Source organism: Polynucleobacter sp. Adler-ghost (assembly GCF_018688495.1).
Taxonomy (GTDB): domain Bacteria; phylum Pseudomonadota; class Gammaproteobacteria; order Burkholderiales; family Burkholderiaceae; genus Polynucleobacter.
In genome coordinates this window covers 1,568,538-1,585,732 of sequence record NZ_CP061320.1, presented here as the reverse complement: position 1 = coordinate 1,585,732, position 17,195 = coordinate 1,568,538, and the positions used below count along the sequence as shown (strand labels likewise).

The 17,195-nt window shown below is 46.4% G+C and carries 19 protein-coding genes; 12 read left to right on the top strand and 7 right to left on the bottom strand.

The window, feature by feature from the left end:
* The first annotated feature begins 2 nt into the window (after window positions 1–2).
* From ICV89_RS08275 to ICV89_RS08265, 3 genes are read left to right on the top strand one after another with little or no spacing between them, the layout of a single operon-like run.
* Window positions 3–752 carry an electron transfer flavoprotein subunit beta/FixA family protein gene (locus ICV89_RS08275; RefSeq protein ID WP_215308107.1) on the top strand — a complete coding sequence of 250 codons (750 nt, stop codon included), beginning with the start codon at window positions 3–5 and terminating at the stop codon, window positions 750–752.
* On the top strand, window positions 753–1,688 hold the full coding sequence (locus ICV89_RS08270; protein WP_215308104.1) for an electron transfer flavoprotein subunit alpha/FixB family protein: 936 nt from the start codon (window positions 753–755) through the stop codon (window positions 1,686–1,688).
* Window positions 1,689–1,741: 53 nt separating this feature from the next.
* Window positions 1,742–3,529 (top strand): acyl-CoA dehydrogenase, encoded by a 1,788-nt coding sequence (locus tag ICV89_RS08265; protein ID WP_215308102.1) that lies wholly within the window; start codon window positions 1,742–1,744, stop codon window positions 3,527–3,529.
* A 41-nt stretch (window positions 3,530–3,570) separates the two neighbouring features.
* Here the strand turns inward: ICV89_RS08265 and ICV89_RS08260 are convergent, their stop codons facing one another.
* Both ICV89_RS08260 and ICV89_RS08255 read right to left on the bottom strand, forming a co-directional pair.
* Entirely contained in the window at window positions 3,571–4,017 is a 447-nt protein-coding gene (locus ICV89_RS08260; protein ID WP_215308100.1) for a hypothetical protein, read from the bottom strand.
* 42 nt (window positions 4,018–4,059) lie between these two features.
* Window positions 4,060–4,584 (bottom strand): META domain-containing protein, encoded by a 525-nt coding sequence (locus tag ICV89_RS08255; protein WP_251370821.1) that lies wholly within the window; start codon window positions 4,582–4,584, stop codon window positions 4,060–4,062.
* Between the two features lie 254 nt (window positions 4,585–4,838).
* Here ICV89_RS08255 and rpsP point away from each other — a divergent pair, with 254 nt between their 5' ends.
* The 6 genes from rpsP to ICV89_RS08225 all read left to right on the top strand — a co-directional run bounded on the left by rpsP (window position 4,839) and on the right by ICV89_RS08225 (window position 8,797).
* Window positions 4,839–5,084, top strand: coding sequence for a 30S ribosomal protein S16 (rpsP, locus tag ICV89_RS08250; RefSeq protein ID WP_011902362.1), 246 nt, complete (start codon window positions 4,839–4,841; stop codon window positions 5,082–5,084).
* Between the two features lie 93 nt (window positions 5,085–5,177).
* Window positions 5,178–5,741, top strand: coding sequence for a ribosome maturation factor RimM (gene rimM / locus ICV89_RS08245; RefSeq protein ID WP_215308099.1), 564 nt, complete (start codon window positions 5,178–5,180; stop codon window positions 5,739–5,741).
* Between the two features lie 24 nt (window positions 5,742–5,765).
* On the top strand, window positions 5,766–6,512 hold the full coding sequence (trmD, locus tag ICV89_RS08240; RefSeq protein WP_215308097.1) for a tRNA (guanosine(37)-N1)-methyltransferase TrmD: 747 nt from the start codon (window positions 5,766–5,768) through the stop codon (window positions 6,510–6,512).
* A gap of 126 nt (window positions 6,513–6,638) precedes the next feature.
* A complete protein-coding gene (rplS, locus tag ICV89_RS08235) occupies window positions 6,639–7,037 on the top strand; it encodes a 50S ribosomal protein L19 (protein ID WP_215308095.1) in 399 nt (132 codons plus the stop codon).
* Between the two features lie 66 nt (window positions 7,038–7,103).
* A complete protein-coding gene (locus tag ICV89_RS08230; RefSeq protein WP_215308093.1) occupies window positions 7,104–7,841 on the top strand; it encodes a CoA pyrophosphatase in 738 nt (245 codons plus the stop codon).
* Window positions 7,838–8,797, top strand: coding sequence for a CobD/CbiB family protein (locus ICV89_RS08225; RefSeq protein WP_215308091.1), 960 nt, complete (start codon window positions 7,838–7,840; stop codon window positions 8,795–8,797). Before ICV89_RS08230 ends, ICV89_RS08225 begins: the two co-directional genes overlap by 4 nt.
* Here ICV89_RS08225 and rsgA read toward each other — a convergent pair.
* On the bottom strand, window positions 8,742–9,755 hold the full coding sequence (gene rsgA, locus ICV89_RS08220; RefSeq protein ID WP_215308089.1) for a ribosome small subunit-dependent GTPase A: 1,014 nt from the start codon (window positions 9,753–9,755) through the stop codon (window positions 8,742–8,744). The genes ICV89_RS08225 and rsgA overlap by 56 nt on opposite strands.
* Before the next feature lie 22 nt (window positions 9,756–9,777).
* Entirely contained in the window at window positions 9,778–11,028 is a 1,251-nt protein-coding gene (locus tag ICV89_RS08215; RefSeq protein WP_215308087.1) for a M48 family metallopeptidase, read from the bottom strand.
* A 15-nt stretch (window positions 11,029–11,043) separates the two neighbouring features.
* Between ICV89_RS08215 and orn the strand changes: the two genes are divergently transcribed.
* Entirely contained in the window at window positions 11,044–11,631 is a 588-nt protein-coding gene (gene orn, locus ICV89_RS08210; protein ID WP_215308085.1) for an oligoribonuclease, read from the top strand.
* A 77-nt stretch (window positions 11,632–11,708) separates the two neighbouring features.
* On the opposite strand, the gene mog is transcribed toward orn, so the two are convergent.
* Window positions 11,709–12,332 carry a molybdopterin adenylyltransferase gene (mog, locus tag ICV89_RS08205; RefSeq protein ID WP_215308084.1) on the bottom strand — a complete coding sequence of 208 codons (624 nt, stop codon included), beginning with the start codon at window positions 12,330–12,332 and terminating at the stop codon, window positions 11,709–11,711.
* A gap of 71 nt (window positions 12,333–12,403) precedes the next feature.
* On the opposite strand from mog, the gene pmbA reads away from it, so the two are divergent.
* Window positions 12,404–13,705 (top strand): metalloprotease PmbA, encoded by a 1,302-nt coding sequence (gene pmbA / locus ICV89_RS08200; RefSeq protein WP_371817891.1) that lies wholly within the window; start codon window positions 12,404–12,406, stop codon window positions 13,703–13,705.
* A 63-nt stretch (window positions 13,706–13,768) separates the two neighbouring features.
* A complete protein-coding gene (locus tag ICV89_RS08195; RefSeq protein WP_215308080.1) occupies window positions 13,769–14,851 on the top strand; it encodes a TRAP transporter substrate-binding protein in 1,083 nt (360 codons plus the stop codon).
* 88 nt (window positions 14,852–14,939) lie between these two features.
* On the opposite strand, the gene ICV89_RS08190 is transcribed toward ICV89_RS08195, so the two are convergent.
* Together ICV89_RS08190 and ICV89_RS08185 are read right to left on the bottom strand one after the other, a co-directional pair.
* The gene (locus ICV89_RS08190) at window positions 14,940–16,640 is read right to left on the bottom strand and encodes an amidohydrolase (protein ID WP_215308078.1); all 1,701 of its coding nucleotides are present in this window, start codon (window positions 16,638–16,640) and stop codon (window positions 14,940–14,942) included.
* A 55-nt stretch (window positions 16,641–16,695) separates the two neighbouring features.
* Window positions 16,696–17,193, bottom strand: coding sequence for a dihydrofolate reductase (locus ICV89_RS08185; RefSeq protein WP_215308075.1), 498 nt, complete (start codon window positions 17,191–17,193; stop codon window positions 16,696–16,698).
* Between the last annotated feature and the right edge of the window lie 2 nt (window positions 17,194–17,195).

Below are 17,195 nucleotides of genomic sequence, written 5' to 3'. Positions count from 1 at the left end.
GCATGAAAATCTTAGTGGCAGTAAAACGGGTTGTTGATTACAACGTCAAAATTCGGGTGAAATCAGATCACTCCGGTGTCGATCTGGCAAACGTCAAAATGAGTATGAATCCATTTGATGAGATTGCAGTAGAAGAGGCGGTTCGGTTAAAAGAAGCTGGTGTTGCTACTGAGATAGTAGTGGTTTCTGCTGGCCCCACTCAATGTCAAGAAACGCTGCGTACTGCCTTAGCGATTGGTGCGGATCGTGCCATCTTAGTAGAAACCGATACTGAATTACAGCCCTTAGCTGTTGCAAAAATTCTCAAAGCGCTTTCTGAGAAAGAGCAAGCGCAGATCGTCATCTTGGGTAAGCAGGCGATTGATGACGATAGTAATCAGACGGGACAGATGCTAGCTAGCTTGATGGATATTCCCCAAGCAACTTTTGCTTCCAAAGTAGTAGTTGCCGATGGTAAAGCGCTTGTGACTCGCGAGGTGGATGGCGGCTTAGAAACCATTGCGATTACTTTGCCCGCAGTCATCACAACTGACTTGCGTTTGAATGAGCCACGTTATGTGACTTTGCCAAACATCATGAAAGCTAAAAAGAAAACTTTGGAAATCCTGAAGCCTGAAGAGCTTGGTGTTGACATTACCCCGCGTCTCAAAACTCTCAAAGTAGAGGAGCCACCAAAGCGCTCTGCTGGTGTGATGGTGGCTGATGTAGCAGCTTTAGTAGATAAACTTAAAAATGAAGCGAAGGTGATTTAAATGGCCGCACTCGTTATTGCTGAACACGACAATCAATCTTTAAAAGCAGCAACGCTCAATGCGGTAGCTGCTGCTTTGCAGTGCTCCCCTGAGGTGGATGTGTTGGTAGCCGGTAGTGGTGCCGATGCCGCTGCTACTGCTGCGGCACAAATTGCTGGAGTACGTAAGGTCATTCAGGTAGATGCAGCATCGTTAGCTGATCAGCTCGCCGAACCCTTAGCCGCTCAAATTTTATCTATTGCTAATAGCTATAGCCATATTCTGGCGCCAGCAACCGCCAATGGTAAGAATGTCTTGCCACGTGTTGCCGCTAAGTTAGACATGGCTCAGTTATCTGACATTACTAAAGTGATCTCTGCAGATACTTTCGAACGTCCAATTTATGCAGGCAATGCGATTGCTACCGTGCAATCTTCTGACTCAATTAAAGTAATTACGGTTCGTACAACCGGTTTTGATCCTGTTGCCGCAAGTGGTGGATCCGCTGCAGTAGAAAAGCAAGCGGCTACTGAGGTTTCTGGTAAATCATCTTTCGTTGGTCGTGAACTCACTAAGTCAGATCGTCCTGAACTTACTGCCGCCAAAATCATTGTGTCTGGTGGTCGTGGTTTAGGTTCTGGTGAGAAGTATCAAGAAATTATTGCGCCCTTGGCTGACAAGCTTGGCGCCGCTCTGGGCGCCTCACGTGCTGCAGTTGATGCAGGTTATGTTCCAAACGATTATCAAGTGGGTCAGACCGGTAAGATCGTTGCACCGCAGTTGTATATTGCCGTTGGCATCTCTGGTGCGATTCAGCATTTAGCTGGCATGAAGGACTCTAAGGTGATCGTAGCGATTAATAAAGATCCTGAGGCGCCAATCTTTAGTGTTGCTGATTATGGTTTAGTTGCAGACCTTAATACCGCCGTCCCTGAATTAACTTACTTACTTACTTAAGGCATTTAAGAGCTCGCTTTAACTGCCTTCACACCCGATCTATAGGAGTACGTATGCCGTATGTAGCCCCAGTAAAAGACATGCTATTTGTGATGAACGAATTAGCGGGGCTAGCTGAGATTGTTGCCTACCCCTCCTATGCTGAAGCGGGCGCTGATGTAGATTTAGCCCCGGCGATTCTAGAAGAGTCTGCCAAATTTAATCAAGATGTTGTAGCGCCTCTCAACTGGCCTAGCGATCAACATCCTAGCTCACTCAAGAATGGCATAGTCACTACTACCCTTGGCTTTAAAGAGGCTTTTGAGCAATTTGCTGCAGCAGGTTGGCAGGGTGTTGTGCACCCCGTAGAGTTTGGTGGTCAAGGTTTGCCAAAACTGATTGCCACGGCATGCTTTGAGATGGTTCACTCGGCTAGCTTGTCTTTTGCTTTATGCCCCATGCTGACTGATGGTGCGATTGAGGCTTTATTGACTGCAGCAAGCCCCGAGTTGCAAGAGCGCTATGTGCCCAAGATGATTTCTGGGGAATGGACTGGTTCCATGTGCCTTACAGAGCCTCAGGCAGGCTCCGACCTATCGATGGTGCGTTCTCGCGCTGTACCTGAAGCCGATGGCATATATAAAATTTTTGGCACCAAGATCTACATCACCTATGGTGAGCACGATATGGCAAAAAATATTGTCCATCTCGTACTAGCTAGAACACCAGATGCACCAGAGGGCGTGAAGGGTATTTCCTTGTTTGTAGTTCCGAAGTATTTGGTAAACGCAGATGGTACGCTTGGTGAGCGTAATGATGTGCACTGCGTCTCGATTGAGCACAAGCTGGGCATTAAGGCCAGCCCAACTGCAGTCTTACAGTTTGGCGATCACGGTGGTGCAACCGGCTACTTAGTGGGCGAAGAAAATCGTGGTCTGGAATACATGTTCGTGATGATGAATGCTGCCCGCTTTGCGGTCGGTATGCAGGGTATTGCAGTTGCAGAGCGAGCATATCAAAAAGCAGTGCAATACGCTAAAGACCGAGTTCAGAGTCGTGATCTAGCTGGCTCCCCAGGCCCTGTAGCAATTATTCATCAGCCTGACGTGAAGCGGATGTTGATGACTATGCGCGGCTATATTGAGGCATCTAGAGCCTTAGCGTATTACGCGGCAGCTGCTTATGATGCGCAACATGCATCCCCTGATGAAATAGCTCGCAAGCAGAATCAAGCGGTATATGAATTCTTGGTGCCGATTGTGAAAGGCTTTTCGACTGAGATGTCGATTGATGTTGCGAGTTTGGGCGTTCAAGTACACGGTGGTATGGGCTTTATTGAGGAGACTGGTGCAGCACAACATTATCGTGATGCTCGTATCCTGACCATCTATGAAGGCACTACAGCTATTCAAGCAAATGATTTGATTGGTAGAAAGACGGTGCGGGATAGTGGCGCAACTGCGAAGCTGTTCTCAGGCAGAATCGAGCAAACTGAAAAAGATTTAGCAAGTAGCGGCAGCGCAGATGCAAAGGCGGTATTGAAGCAGTTAACTCTGGCGCGAGAAGCGTTTGATACTTCGGTAGATTACATTGTGGCGAATGCTAAAACAGACATCAAGGCAGTATATGCAGGGAGTTTTGCGTACTTGCGATTATGTGGCTTAGTATTAGGGGCATGGCAAATGGCACGCGCTTTACTAGCTGCACAAGAGTTGCGTGCAGGAGACCCGAATTTCTATGATGCCAAGATTGCTACCGCACGATTCTTTGCAGAAAATCTATTGCCACAATCTCAAGCTCTTGCCACCTCGATCTTAGAGAGTGGACAATCTACTAATGCGCTGACAGCGGAGCAGTTTTAAGCTTTCAATAACTATTGTTGCCCATCAAAAAGCTATCCGTATTACTGGGATAGCTTTCTTGCTTCTTGAAGTTGGGAGATGAAAAATTGTTCAAACGCAATGGCCAAGAAGGTCATCATCACACCGGCACCAAAGACTAAAGAAAAGATGACAGTTAGCACGACTGGCCAACCAGACTGAGTTGCCCTGCTAGGCTCTAAACCTAGATTAAATTGGGCATCCCACTTTTCATCAGCACGTAAGCCGTAAGTGATGGTAGTCAACCAACTGGCTTCAAGGGTGATGAAGCCGAAGGTGATGAGTACCCAACCTGGTGCAGAGTGGAAGTGTGTATCTTTGAGAATTAACCAACCAGCGATACCGCCGATAAAAGAGAATAGTTGTGCCCAGCCCCAGAAGGATTTCAATCCTTGTAAATAAAAACAGTTCAAGCCGGTTCCAGGAAAAAATAATCCAAGTGAGCAGAATAGGAGTTTGTATTTTTTCATTCAGACTTTCAGTAATGAGCTATTGCAATGGTGAACTATTTTTTATTTCGATGAATTACTTTTTTGGATAAAACTTAAAACCTCGCGATCCGCCCCAATCATCAGTAGTTGGTCGCCGTTGCGCACAATCGAGCGGTAATCATTTAATTCATAAAGGAAATCATTTTCTAATTCCATGCGCTGTGGGGTACAGGCCATCTTTGTACTAGCGATTTGATCTAGCGTAAAGCCTCTGGCATCTTCGGTAATGCGTGCAGTAAAGCGATTACAGCCAGTCGATCCGCTCACGCGCTCACCATTGGCATCAAAAGTGATTTGGATGGGGTTGCTATTGTCACCTTGGGGAATTTGCCGGGCGCGCACTTCACCTTTGCTGTTAGGTGCGAGATTCCAGCGAACGAGTTCCCATTTCGTGTTGCGAAACTCGCTACTCGGAGGGCTGGTTTTAGCAGTGCAGGGCGGGATGACATTGGCGCAAGCCGTCAAAAAACCTAAACCGAGGAATGAAAGAATGAGAAAAAAGCGCTTTATAGGGCTTTTAGAGGGTCTAAAAGTGGCTATTCTCATAGTAATATTTCTGTAAGTTATTGTTTTTAATGATTATTTTATAAATTGCTGGGTTCTATTCTACTGTCGAAGCTAAGGAGGCGTTCGCTTAAATAGGTGGATCAAGTAGGGGTTTTCGTCTAGAATATGAGGTTTTCCGCTATACCGTGCATTTGTTTTGTTAATTTGCTCAGTTAGTTGGAGCCCAAGATTTTTGTAGTAATTTCATTGGGTTGTAATCAACCTGTTTTCATTTTAGATTTTAAGGAATAAGTATGGTCGTCATTCGACTGGCACGCGGCGGTTCAAAGAAGCGCCCTTTTTATAGCATCGTGGCTACAGACAAGCGCAATCGTCGCGACTCGAACTTTATCGAGCGTATTGGTTACTTCAATCCACAGGCGGCAGCGACAGAGCAAGCAATGCGTATTGCTCAAGATCGTTTGACCTATTGGACTGGTGTTGGCGCGCAGATCTCTCCAACTGTAGTTCGCTTGATCAAAAATAATCCTGCGGTTTAAACCTTCAAAATCCAAAGACTTTCTCTTGTCGATGAAGTCTTTGGTAGCAGAATTTACTAGTAGTGTTATTTGGGGAATTGAGGTGACTTCGATATGAATACACCTTCCCTAAATGATTTGATTGAGCTCGGTGCAGTCCAAGACGCTCAAGGCTTACAGGGTCAGATTAAGGTTCGCCCTCATTCCTCCGATCCCGTAGCGCTCTTATCTAGCAAAGAACTTTGGTTGTCCCTCATTCCTCGTCGGAGTGCCGGTGTTGCTGCATCGCATGAGCAAGCTTCATTAACTTTGTATCAGGTGAAGCAAGCCAAGATGCATAGCGGTACTGTAGTCATTTCCTTGGATGGTATTTCCGACCGCGATCAGGCCGAAGCCTTAAAAGGTGCTCGAATCTTAGTGGCGCGTGAGGTATTTCCCAAGACGGATAGCGATAGTTACTACTGGGTTGACCTAATCGGTTGTAAGGCTATCAATCTTCAGGGCGAAAGTCTGGGTGAAGTGCTTGAGGTCAACGATAACGGCGCTCATGGAATCATTGCGCTTGGCGATGCGCAAACCAAAACAGTAAAACAGTTAGTGCCTTTCGTAAAAGAAGCGGTGCAAAATGTTGACTTGCCCAATAGGCTGATTACCTTAGACTGGCAACCCGACTGGTAATGAGAAAAGTCATTGATCTCCCATATGCGTTTTGATGTAGTCACCTTATTCCCTGAAATGTTCTCTGCTTTAACGCAGTGGGGTATTACTGGGCGCGCTTGTGAACAAGATCTTGCCAGTGTCAATCTCTGGAATCCTCGGAATTACTGCGCTGACCCTCGCAAGACGGTGGATGATCGGGCGTATGGTGGCGGCCCTGGCATGGTCATGATGGTCAAACCCTTGGAAGATACGATATCGGTTGTTAAAGCGGCCCACCAGTCCCAAAACGTCGTTTCTGGCCCAATCTGCCTCCTTGCTCCACAAGGAGAGGTCTTTTCTCAGAAGATGGCGACAGATATTCTGAACTATGGCAATGCAACCTTGATTTGCGGTCGCTATGAGGCCGTTGACCAGCGTTTCATTGATCGAAACGTCGATTTACAGCTTTCAATTGGGGATTTTGTGGTTTCTGGCGGGGAATTGCCTGCTATGACCATGATGGATGCGGTCATTCGCCTTATTCCAGGGGCATTAGGGGATGGTGAATCTGCTGTCCAAGACAGCTTTATTAATGGCCTTTTGGACTATCCGCACTACACCCGCCCTGAAATATATGAAAATTTATCTGTTCCGGACGTGCTTTTAGGCGGACATCACGCTAAAATACGGGATTGGCGTCGGCAGAAGTCTTTAGAGCTGACGTTAAGGCTTCGGCCTGATTTAATTAAATCAGCAAGAGCTAATGGGTTGCTAAGTAAGGAAGATGAGCAATTTCTTCGAACGCTGTAAGTAATTATGGTTTTGAACGAAGTGTTTGTGTTTTGATTTTAGTGAAATGGTTTTAACTGCATCCTCTGTCTGGTCCGTTGATGAAAGTCTCGGGATAAACGCTGACAAGATGTTTAAGGATTAATAATGAATTTGATCGAAAAAATTGAGCAAGAAGAAATTGCTCGCTTAAGTGCTAACAAAGTGCTTCCCCCTTTTGCTCCTGGCGACACAGTCGTTGTTGGTGTAAACGTAGTTGAAGGTACACGTAAGCGTACTCAGGCCTTTGAAGGTGTTGTGATTGCCAAGCGCAATCGCGGACTGAATTCCAGCTTTATCGTTCGCAAGATTTCATCTGGCGAAGGCGTAGAGCGTACATTCCAAACTTACTCACCATTGATCGCTAGTATTGAAGTGAAGCGTCGCGGTGATGTACGTCGTGCGAAGCTCTACTATTTGCGCGATCGTTCAGGTAAGTCTGCACGTATTAAAGAAAAGCTTCCTGCTCGCAAAGTCAAGGCAGTTGCTGAGACAGCAGCGGAATAAGGTTTGCTTTAATCCAAAAAGAAGGCGGCCTAGGCTGCCTTTTTTATTGCCCTAAAATAAAAACAGATGCCAAAGAATTTCAAATCCCAAGAGTCAGAATTGAGTATCACTACGCCATTGAATTTTGATGCGCAGGCGATTCCAATTCATGAGGTTTGTACGGATCAGCCCAAAGTACTTGCACATCATTTGGATCCATCCATCCTAAAGCATCGCTTTCAGAATCCCCCCGTTTGGCAGCCGGAGATTACCGATGAGAATCGACATGTTATCGCTGCAGATATTATCTCTAAGCGTCAGGCCGCTGGAAAAGTGACCCGGGCAGCGGTGTTAATTCCCTTGCTTATGAAGAAGGATGGTCTCTCTGTGCTGCTTACCCAAAGAACAGATCATTTACATGACCATGCCGGTCAAATTAGCTTCCCAGGCGGGCGGATGGATCCGAGTGATTTCGATCCTAATCACACCGCTTTACGGGAAAGTGAAGAGGAAATCGGTTTGAATCCGCAGGGGGTTGAGGTCATTGGGCATTTACCTCAATATTTAACGGTTTCGGGCTATAGTGTGACGCCGGTTGTGGGCTTGGTAAAACCTCAGGCAGAATATGCTTTAGATGCATTTGAAGTGGCGGATGTTTTTGAAGTGCCTTTACATTTTTTGATGGATCCTGCAAATCATCAAGTGCGGGTCTGGGAGAGTGATCAGGGTAGTCGTCGGTTTTATTCAATGCCCTATGAGAATCGTTTTATCTGGGGTGCTACTGCTGGAATGTTGCGTAACCTTTATCATTTATTAAAAGTATGACTTTCTTTTCTATTCTCTTTGCACTCATTGCTGAGCAATATCGCCCAGTAACCTCGAATCATTGGATCGCACGCATCAGTGCTCGCTGGCTTGATTGGGTTGCCGGTGAATTCGGTAGCAAGACTGAAGAAGGTGCAAGTCCTGTAGGTGCCCGCATGGCCTGCTTGGTGGCGTTTATTCTGCCAACATTCCTGGTCTTCTTGCTGTATGTTGTCTTCATGGTGACTTTCCCTATTCTGGGATTCCTATGGAACGTATTAATTGCTTATTTATTCTTTGGCTTTCGCCAATTTAGTCATTCCTTCACGCTAGTGCATGAGGCTATTGCAAATCATGATTTGCCAGCAGCTCGCTTAGCGCTGGCGCAGTGGTATGGCCCTGAATTAGATGCTTCTGAGCTCACTGAGACTGAAGTGATTTCACTTGCACTAGAGCGCGCCATCATTGGTTCGCACCATCATGTATTCGGTGTCTTGTTCTGGTTCTTGATGCCCATGGGTCCTGCAGGCGTAGTGTTGTATCGTTTAGCTGATACTGCCGCTCAGCGCTGGTCAGAAAAAGGCGACTTTAATTTGAGTGAGGCAGCGCGCCATTTCTTTTATGTATTAGATTGGGTACCTGCACGCATCACTGCAATGGGCTTTGCGATTGTGGGGAACTTCGAAGGTGCTGTCTATGCATGGCGTCACCTGACTGGCAAATGGTCTGACTCTCTGTCAGCAGTGATCTTGGCATCTGGAAGCGGTGCCTTGGGTGTTCGCTTGGGCGAACCCATGAGCGAACCTGATAGCGACGAAGCTTTGCGTATGGCCGAAGCTGGTGAGCCTGTTTTTTACGAAGTAGGTCTAGAGCCAAATGAGCGCACTATGCGTTCCGCTGTTGGCTTGGTATGGCGTTTAGTTATCGCTTGGATGGCTTTATTGCTAATGCTGACCATCGCTCTTTGGCTTGGCTAATGCCCTGAATCTGCGTATCAGCAGTTTTTGAGTCGGAACGCAATTGCCTAAATAGCGCCAGTCTTTCTGGTGCTATTTCATTTTTGTCGACAGCTTCTCGTATTGCGCAATCTGGCTCTGATTGATGCGCACAGTTATGAAAGCGACACTTGCCTAGCAGGTCATGGAACTCCCTAAAGGCATGCTCAAGCTCGCTAACCGACATGTGTGCCAAGCCAAACTCCTGAAAGCCAGGCGAATCAATTAAAGCGCCTAATTTGCCGCTAGCATCACGCCCCCAAGCTTCCGGGAGCTCAAAGTATCGGCAAGCAGTTGTGGTGTGTTTGCCGGTATCAAGGCGAACTGAATACTCTTGAGTAATAGCAGCTGCATTAGGAACCCAGGCATTCAGGAGGCTGGATTTGCCCATACCAGATTGACCCACGAATACGGAAACTTTGCCGCTAATGGCAGGGCGCAATGCCTCTATGGAGGCCTCATCAAATTTGGCGGAAACCTCAGTAACGGGGTAGCCCATACGAGCATAAGGCGCAACGATTTTGCGTGCGTGTTCTAACTTATCTTTTAGGTCGCACTTATTTAGCAAGATATGCAAACCAATTTGATTGGCCTCTGCGGCAACAACTGCTCTTCCCAAAAGATCGGGAGAGAAAGCTGGTTGCGTAGCTAGCACGACTAAAATTTGATCGACATTGGAGGCAATGAGCTTACTTTTAAAAGCGTCGGATCGATAGAGTAAATTTTCTCGAGGCTCAATGCGGATAATGCGTGCTTGATCAACTGAGGTCATCTCCAACAACATGCGATCACCTACGGCGCCAACGTGCTGCTTTGCTGGGGTACTGACTTGAAGCAATTCACCGACAGGGGATTCATTTCCATGCCCGTCTTTAACTAAGCGCTGCGCTAAATAATGCCTTCCATAGGAGGCAGTCAGTAGCGCATGAAATTGTTCCATTAATTAAACAATTCCAGATTGCTTAGTTAAATCGCTTGAGATTGGCAATACGCAATGGAGCAGGTGGATGCGAGCTATAAAAAGCGGTATAGATCGGATCTGGCGTTAGGGTTGATGCATTGTCTTGATAGAGCTTGACTAAGGCAGAAATCAAATCGCTTGCAGAAGATTTGTCTGCAGCAAAACCGTCTGCCTCATATTCGTGTTTGCGTGATGCTAGGCTAGATAGCGGCGTCAGGAAGAAGCTAAATACTGGTGCAACGAGCATGAAGAGTGCCAAAGCCAAACCACCGTTATAGCCATTTAGATTGGGCATTACACCCAGATCGCTGTAGAACCATGGCTGAGTGCTAATCCACCCCAAGAGAGCAAATGTTAGAAAGCTCATGGCAAAGGAGACTAGTAAACGCTTACGGATATGGTTGCATTTGTAGTGACCCAGTTCATGGGCTAGGACCGCCTCTACTTCGCCAGGATTGAGCTTCTCAATCAAGGTATCAAAAAAGACAATACGCTTGGCTTTGCCCATGCCTGCAAAAAATGCATTACCGTGCGCACTGCGCTTGCTACCATCCATAACAAATAAACCTTGGCTGGCAAAATCACAGCGGCTTAACAAGGCTTCGATTTGGGTCTTCAGTGGCCCTTCTTCCAGCGCTTGAAACTTATTAAAGATCGGTGCAATAAAGGTCGGAAATATCCACTGCATTAATAGGCTAAATGCCGTGAGTACGCCCCAAGCCCACAGCCACCAAAAGTCACCTGCTTGAGCCATCAGGCTAAGGATGACCCAGAGGAGGGGAACGCCAATTGCGCCACCAACACCTAAGCCCTTAAACATATCGCTAAAAAAGAGTTTGGCATTCATGCGATTAAAACCGAAGCGCTCTTCTAGGTAAAACTGTTTGTACCAAGAGAAAGGCAAATCAAGAATTCCGGAGATCAAGACAATGGATATCAGTAGGGCCATCTGCTGAGCAATGCCCTCGCCCAAGAGCTGCAGAAGCGATAGATTTAAAATCTGTAAACCACCCAAGAGCGTGAAGCCGATGAGGATAATTGCACTGACGCCATTTTCTAAGATACCTAGGCGCAACTTGGCGATCGTGTAGTCTGCAGCCTTTTGATGTTCTGCCAAAGAAATCTGAGATGAAAACTCAGCAGGTACCACATCGCGGTTGATAGCGACGTGCCGAATTTGGCGTTGGGATAACCAGTGGCGTAGACCAAAGCTGGCGATGAAGGCGATTAGAAAAACAATTGTGAATGTCATGAGATGATTATAGATATGAGTGAAAAAACAAGTACTCCAGCACCAAAGGCGCCGCCAGCCAATGAGCACCTGATTTGGGTAGATATGGAGATGTCAGGCCTAGATCCTGAAAAAGAGCGTATTTTGGAAATCGCCGTGATCGTGACTGATGCGCACCTCAATACCATCGCTACGGCTCCTGTTTGGGTGATCCGCCAAGAGGACGCTTTATTGGATGCGATGGATGCCTGGAATAAGGGTACTCATGGCCGCTCTGGCCTCATTGACAAGGTCAAGGCCTCAACCACGGATGAAGCCACCGCCGAAGCAGAATGCATTGCCTTTTTGAAAAAATATATTAAGCCCGGTATTGCGCCAATGTGTGGCAATACGATAGGTCAGGATCGACGCTTTATGGCGAAGTACATGCCAAAACTAGAGGCGTTCTTTCATTATCGAAATATTGATGTTTCAACACTCAAGGAGCTGTGTAAGCGTTGGCATCCTGAGTTAGTTAAGGGTTTCACCAAAAAGCAAGCACACACCGCCTTGGCTGATATTGAGGAGTCTATTGAAGAGCTCAAGTACTACCGAGAAAAGTTCATCGTGCCTTTGCCAGAGTAATTCTGCAATCAATTAATAAGTGATGAAAAAAGGGTCTAGTAACAGACCCTTTTGCTTTCCTTAAAATGATTGGCAGCTTATTTCTTGATTGCGCTCTTAGGCCTAAAGGCTTTCACGATGGCTTCATTGGTCTCGATGTAAGGGCCGCCAATCAGGTCGATGCAATAGGGTACGGCAGCAAAGATGCCTGGAATGATAGATTTACCCTCGGCATCTTTCAATCCTTCAAGGGTTTCTCTGATGGATTTGGGTTGACCTGGCAAATTGATGATGAGGGCGGTATGCCCCTCGATTTCTCGTAAAACTGCGGTCTGGCGTGACAAAATTGCCGTTGGTACAAAGCGCAGGCTAATTTGGCGCATTTGCTCGCCAAATCCGGGCATTTCCCGGGTTCCAGCATCAATTGTGGCCTCAGGGGTGACATCTCTTCGGGAGGGGCCTGTCCCACCCGTGGTGAGGACTAAATCGCAACCGAGATCATCGGTCAGCTCTACGATCGTTTCGGTAATAACCTCCCGCTCATCCGCGATCAGGCGCTCATGAAAGACGCAGGGTGTGCTAACGGCGGTCTGTAGCCACAATTGCAGGGCAGGAATACCCTCATCGGTATAAACGCCCTTACTAGCTCTATCGGAGATCGATATTAAGCCAATTTTGATTTCGTTGGGAGAGGATCTTTTTCGAGCTTCGGTATGCTTCATGTTTCTATTCTAGCTATTATTAAGGCATGTTTACACACTCATCAAACCAGTTTCAAGAAATCATCGATTTCATGCTCACAGAAGCCAAAAGACGGGGCGCCTCAGATGCCGTGGCTGAAGTTTCTGAAGGCCAAGGTCTCTCGGTTACTGTTCGCAAGGGCGAGGTCGAGACAATTGAGCAAAGCTTGGATAAGCAGGTGGGCGTAACGGTATATTTAGGTCATCGTCGAGGTAATGCCAGTACTAGCGATTTTTCCAAGGATTCTTTAAAGGCAACCGTTGAGGCTGCGTACCATATTGCTCAGCATACGGCGGAAGACTTATGTGCTGGCCCTGCTGAAAAAGAACTGCTCGAAAAACATCCGCTAGATCTCGAGTTATTTCATCCGTGGGATTTGGACTCGGCAACAGCAATCGAGATTGCGCGCGCTGCTGAAGGCGCTGCCTTTGCTGTCAGCAAGCAAATTCAAAATAGTGATGGCGCTTCGGTATCGGCACATCATGCGCATTTTATGATGGGAACTAGTCACGGATTTATGGGTGGCTACCCATTCTCACGCCACTATATTTCTTGCGCACCCATTGCAAATGAGGGTGGCAAAAAGTCGCTTATGCAAAGAGATGATTGGTATTCCAGTTCACGGATTCCTGGAGAGTTGGCTAATCCAGCTGCCATTGGTAAATACGCTGCAGAGCGTGCACTTTCACGCCTTAAGGCAAGATCGCTCACAACTCGCCGTTGCCCAGTCATTTTCGAAGCCCCCTTAGCTGCTGGCCTATTGGGCGGATTAGTACAAGCGGTGTCTGGCGGTGCTCTATACCGCCGCTCTAGTTTTCTATTGGATAGTTTAGGTAAACAAGTATTACCAAAGCATGTCAGCCTTTTTGAAAACCCTCACCTCAAGGCAATGACGGGAAGTGTACCTTTTGACGAAGAAGGTGTGAAGACATCGGCGAGAACTGTGGTTGAAAAAGGAATTTTGCAAGGTTACTTCTTATCTACTTATTCCGCCAGAAAACTCGGAATGAAGACGACTGGTAATGCGGGCGGCTCTCATCATCTGACATTACAAAGTCGTAAGACGCCGAAGGGTGGATTACCTGCACTCCTTCAAGAGATGGGCACGGGTTTACTGGTTACAGAACTCATGGGGCAGGGTGTGAACTACGTCACTGGGGATTACTCTCGCGGTGCCTTTGGTTACTGGGTAGAGAACGGAGAGATTCAATATCCGGTTGAGGGTATTACGATTGCCAGTAACCTACGAGATATGTTGATGGATATTCAGATGATTGGTAGCGACACACTGATTCGGGGTACCAAGGAAACAGGTTCCATTCTGATTGGGTCAATGACTGTTGGTGGAAAATAAAACAACAACATCATAAAAATACAGAGAACATAAATAAGAAAAACTATTTTGGAGGAGAAGACGATGCAAAGACGTTCCTTTTTAAAGAAAGCCACTATCGGTGCAGGTGCAGCAGCATTAGCCGCTCCATCGATTGCTCAGAGTCTACCCACGCTGAATTGGCGTTTGGTCTCTAGCTTTCCTAAATCTTTAGATACTTTATTTGGTACTCCAGAAGTTTTTGCTAGCGCCTTACGCAAAGCCACTGATGGTAAGTTCAATGTCAAAGTATTTGCCGCTGGTGAAGTAGTTCCAGCGTTACAGGTATTAGATGCGGTACAAAACGGCACAGTAGAGTGCGGCCATACCGCAAGCTATTACTACCTAGGTAAGAACAGTGCATTTATTTTTGATACGGCAGCACCTTTTGGCATGACGGCTCGCCAGCAAACTGCCTGGATGTTGCACGGCAATGGGATGAAGCTGATGCGTGAGCTCTATGCCAGCTACAACATTGTTAATTTCTTAGGCGGACAAACTGGTACTCAAATGGGTGGTTGGTTTCGTAAAGAAATTAAATCTCCAGAAGATCTCAAGGGACTCAAATTCCGTATCGCTGGTTTTGCAGGGCAAGTGCTTGCAAAGTTAGGTGTAGTGCCCCAACAGTTAGCTGCTGGTGAAATTTACTCAGCACTAGAAAAAGGTACGATTGATGCCGCTGAATTTGTTGGGCCCTATGATGATGAGAAGTTGGGTTTAGCCAAGGTAGCAAAAAATTATTACTACCCTGCTTTTTGGGAGGGTGCGGCTGGACTCTCATTCTTGGTGAATAAGAAGCAGTGGGATGCACTGCCACCTTCATACCAAGCTGCATGGGAAGCGGCATGCTTTGAAGCGCATGTTGATATGTGTGCCAAGTACGATGCCTTAAATCCACCAGCGCTACAACGCTTAGTCCAAGGTGGTGCGGTATTGCGTAAGTTTAATAACTCTGTAATGGATGCCTGCTTTAAGGCAAGCCAAGAAACATATGCCGAAGAGTCTGCCAAGAACCCCCAATTCAAGAAAATCTTTGAAGACTATCGGGTGTTCAGAAACATGGAAGCTCAATGGTTCAATGTTGCCGAGCAAGCGTTCTCACAATATAGTTTTGCTAAGAAGCTTTAAAACCGAGACTCTGGGAATAGCATTCCCTCTGCAGATAAAGAAAGCCACCCTTGGGTGGCTTTCTTTATTTGAGGTGATATAAAAATATTTACTGTCTCTTAAATACCTGTTTTCCATTAACCCAGGTTTCATTCACTTCAATATCTCGAATTTTGTAGGCATCTGTTTTCATCGGATTCTGATTAACGATGGCGAAGTCCGCATATTTTCCCTCTTGAATCGATCCAATCTTGTCATCCATCTTCAACTGATAAGCGGCATCAATCGTGACGGCTTTTAGAGCATGATTGATGGAAATCTTCTGGCTTGGATTGAGCACCTTTTGGGGTGAGACTTGCCATAAGCGAGCAGCACCTTCGGAGGCGTACTTGAGTGGATGAATCGGTGAGACGGGGGAGTCGCTATGGTATGCAAAACGCATACCTCTTTTAATCAAGCTGGCACTGGGATCAATTCGATCTGCCCTTTCGGCTCCTAGGAGATGGTTATGAAATGCCTCACCCCAATAGTCGGTGTGCCCAATGGTAAAACCGGGAACAACCCCAAGCTTTGCTGCTCTATCAATCTGTGCTTCAGTTGGAACAGTGAAGTGCTCAATTCTTAATCTGGATTTAGTATCAGCTGGTTTTGTGACCAACTTCGCAAAAACATTCAAAGTCTGCTCAATCGACTTATCACCATTTGAGTGAACAGAAAGTTGCCAGCCCTCATCAAATCTGGGTTTTGCAAGATCATAAAGTTCTTGCTCAGTGAAGTTGAGGGTGCCGGTATTACTTGTGCCGGCTGGGTAGTCGTATGGCTTACTCATCGCACCAGTCAAGCCTTGATTGGAGCCATCAGCCACAATTTTGACGCCAATTAATTTAAAGGTGTCATCACCTTGCCCTGGTTTATAGCTCTTATTCGTAGTTGGGTATGCATTTGAATACATATAACCCCTCACCCGAACTGGCAGCTTGCCACTATGGGTCATTGCATTAAACAGGGCATATTCTTTATCAACACCAAGGTACCCGCCAACAGTGATTTCTGCTGAAGTAGTAACGCCCTTGCTGACTAGTCGTTGGCCAACTTTAGCAACAGCTTGTTCTACCACCTCTTGAGTGGGCGGCGGCATCTTATCCAGGAACAGATAAAAAGCTGGCGCTTCATAAACTACACCAGTTAAGCGCCCCTTGCTATCTTTAAGTAACTTACCACCTTTGGGATCTGGGCTGGAATCAGTTAACCCTGCCATTTCTAGTGCCTTATGATTCACGTATGCAATATGCATACTTTGATTCATAACAAAGATGGGCTTGGTGGTGGATACCTTGTCTAATATGTCTGCAGTTAATTCAGACATAAATGGTTCTGTTCTAGATGGGTCAACACCAAAGGCATTAATCCATTCACCATCTTTAAAGTTTTTACTGTATGCAGTTAGCTTCGCCACCAAACTATCTAATGTGTCATGGGGCATCGTGAAGTTGGAGAGATTGAGAAAGATCTCCTCTGAAAATGCCGTTCCCATAATATGTACATGTGGCTCAACTAAACCAGGCATTAAAGTCTGACCATTCAAGTTAATTAGCTTCGTACCTTGCCCTTGTAAAGTCTTGAGCTTAGACAGAGGGCCAACCTGAATAATTTTCCCATTCTGAATTGCTACAGCCTCAGCAGTAGGTTGGGATTTATTCATGGTGACTATGTCGCCACCATAAAAAATAGCATCTGCATCGCCTTTCGCAAAAACAAAAGCACATTGGGCCATCAGTAGAGCAGAAAGTAATTTTGATGAAAATTTCATGGGTACTTCCTTTTTAAAAACCGGTTAAAGACAAAGAGTGGGTGGAGCGGTATCTTTATGTGCGCTCAAGCGTAATAAAATTAAATGTAATTTCACCCTCAGAGGCTGGAGTGCGTTCTACTTCTTTCCATGCGGATTGATTGGGAACTTCAAAGAAGGTATCACCACCATCTACGTCAATATCAATTTCGGTGATGAAAAGGCGATCTGCTTTGGGAAAGGCCTGAGTAAAAAGCTGCTCTCCACCAATCACAAATACCCGAGGGAATTCCTTCAGTGTAGAGAGAGCTGCATCAAGAGAGTGAACTACTTCCGCACCAGTTAACTTGAGTTCAGTATTGCGACTCACCACAATATTGCAACGTCCCGGAAGAGGGCGGCCAATAGACTCCCAAGTCTTGCGGCCCATGATGACAGGGTGTCCCATCGTTACCTTTTTGAAGAATTGCAGATCAGCAGAAATCTTCCAAGGCATTTGGTTGTCTTTACCAATCACGTGATTGCGTGAGCGGGCAACAATCATGGAGATGGCAGGGTTTTTAGCTACGGTCATGA

Coding starts and splice junctions, on each gene's coding strand:
- ICV89_RS08275 (WP_215308107.1), top strand. CDS start 3: ATGAAAATCTTAGTGGCAGTAAAACGGGTTGTTGATTACAACGTCAAA.
- ICV89_RS08270 (WP_215308104.1), top strand. CDS start 753: ATGGCCGCACTCGTTATTGCTGAACACGACAATCAATCTTTAAAAGCA.
- ICV89_RS08265 (WP_215308102.1), top strand. CDS start 1,742: ATGCCGTATGTAGCCCCAGTAAAAGACATGCTATTTGTGATGAACGAA.
- ICV89_RS08260 (WP_215308100.1), bottom strand. CDS start 4,017: ATGAAAAAATACAAACTCCTATTCTGCTCACTTGGATTATTTTTTCCT.
- ICV89_RS08255 (WP_251370821.1), bottom strand. CDS start 4,584: ATGAGAATAGCCACTTTTAGACCCTCTAAAAGCCCTATAAAGCGCTTT.
- rpsP (WP_011902362.1), top strand. CDS start 4,839: ATGGTCGTCATTCGACTGGCACGCGGCGGTTCAAAGAAGCGCCCTTTT.
- rimM (WP_215308099.1), top strand. CDS start 5,178: ATGAATACACCTTCCCTAAATGATTTGATTGAGCTCGGTGCAGTCCAA.
- trmD (WP_215308097.1), top strand. CDS start 5,766: ATGCGTTTTGATGTAGTCACCTTATTCCCTGAAATGTTCTCTGCTTTA.
- rplS (WP_215308095.1), top strand. CDS start 6,639: ATGAATTTGATCGAAAAAATTGAGCAAGAAGAAATTGCTCGCTTAAGT.
- ICV89_RS08230 (WP_215308093.1), top strand. CDS start 7,104: ATGCCAAAGAATTTCAAATCCCAAGAGTCAGAATTGAGTATCACTACG.
- ICV89_RS08225 (WP_215308091.1), top strand. CDS start 7,838: ATGACTTTCTTTTCTATTCTCTTTGCACTCATTGCTGAGCAATATCGC.
- rsgA (WP_215308089.1), bottom strand. CDS start 9,755: ATGGAACAATTTCATGCGCTACTGACTGCCTCCTATGGAAGGCATTAT.
- ICV89_RS08215 (WP_215308087.1), bottom strand. CDS start 11,028: ATGACATTCACAATTGTTTTTCTAATCGCCTTCATCGCCAGCTTTGGT.
- orn (WP_215308085.1), top strand. CDS start 11,044: ATGAGTGAAAAAACAAGTACTCCAGCACCAAAGGCGCCGCCAGCCAAT.
- mog (WP_215308084.1), bottom strand. CDS start 12,332: ATGAAGCATACCGAAGCTCGAAAAAGATCCTCTCCCAACGAAATCAAA.
- pmbA (WP_371817891.1), top strand. CDS start 12,404: ATGCTCACAGAAGCCAAAAGACGGGGCGCCTCAGATGCCGTGGCTGAA.
- ICV89_RS08195 (WP_215308080.1), top strand. CDS start 13,769: ATGCAAAGACGTTCCTTTTTAAAGAAAGCCACTATCGGTGCAGGTGCA.
- ICV89_RS08190 (WP_215308078.1), bottom strand. CDS start 16,640: ATGAAATTTTCATCAAAATTACTTTCTGCTCTACTGATGGCCCAATGT.
- ICV89_RS08185 (WP_215308075.1), bottom strand. CDS start 17,193: ATGACCGTAGCTAAAAACCCTGCCATCTCCATGATTGTTGCCCGCTCA.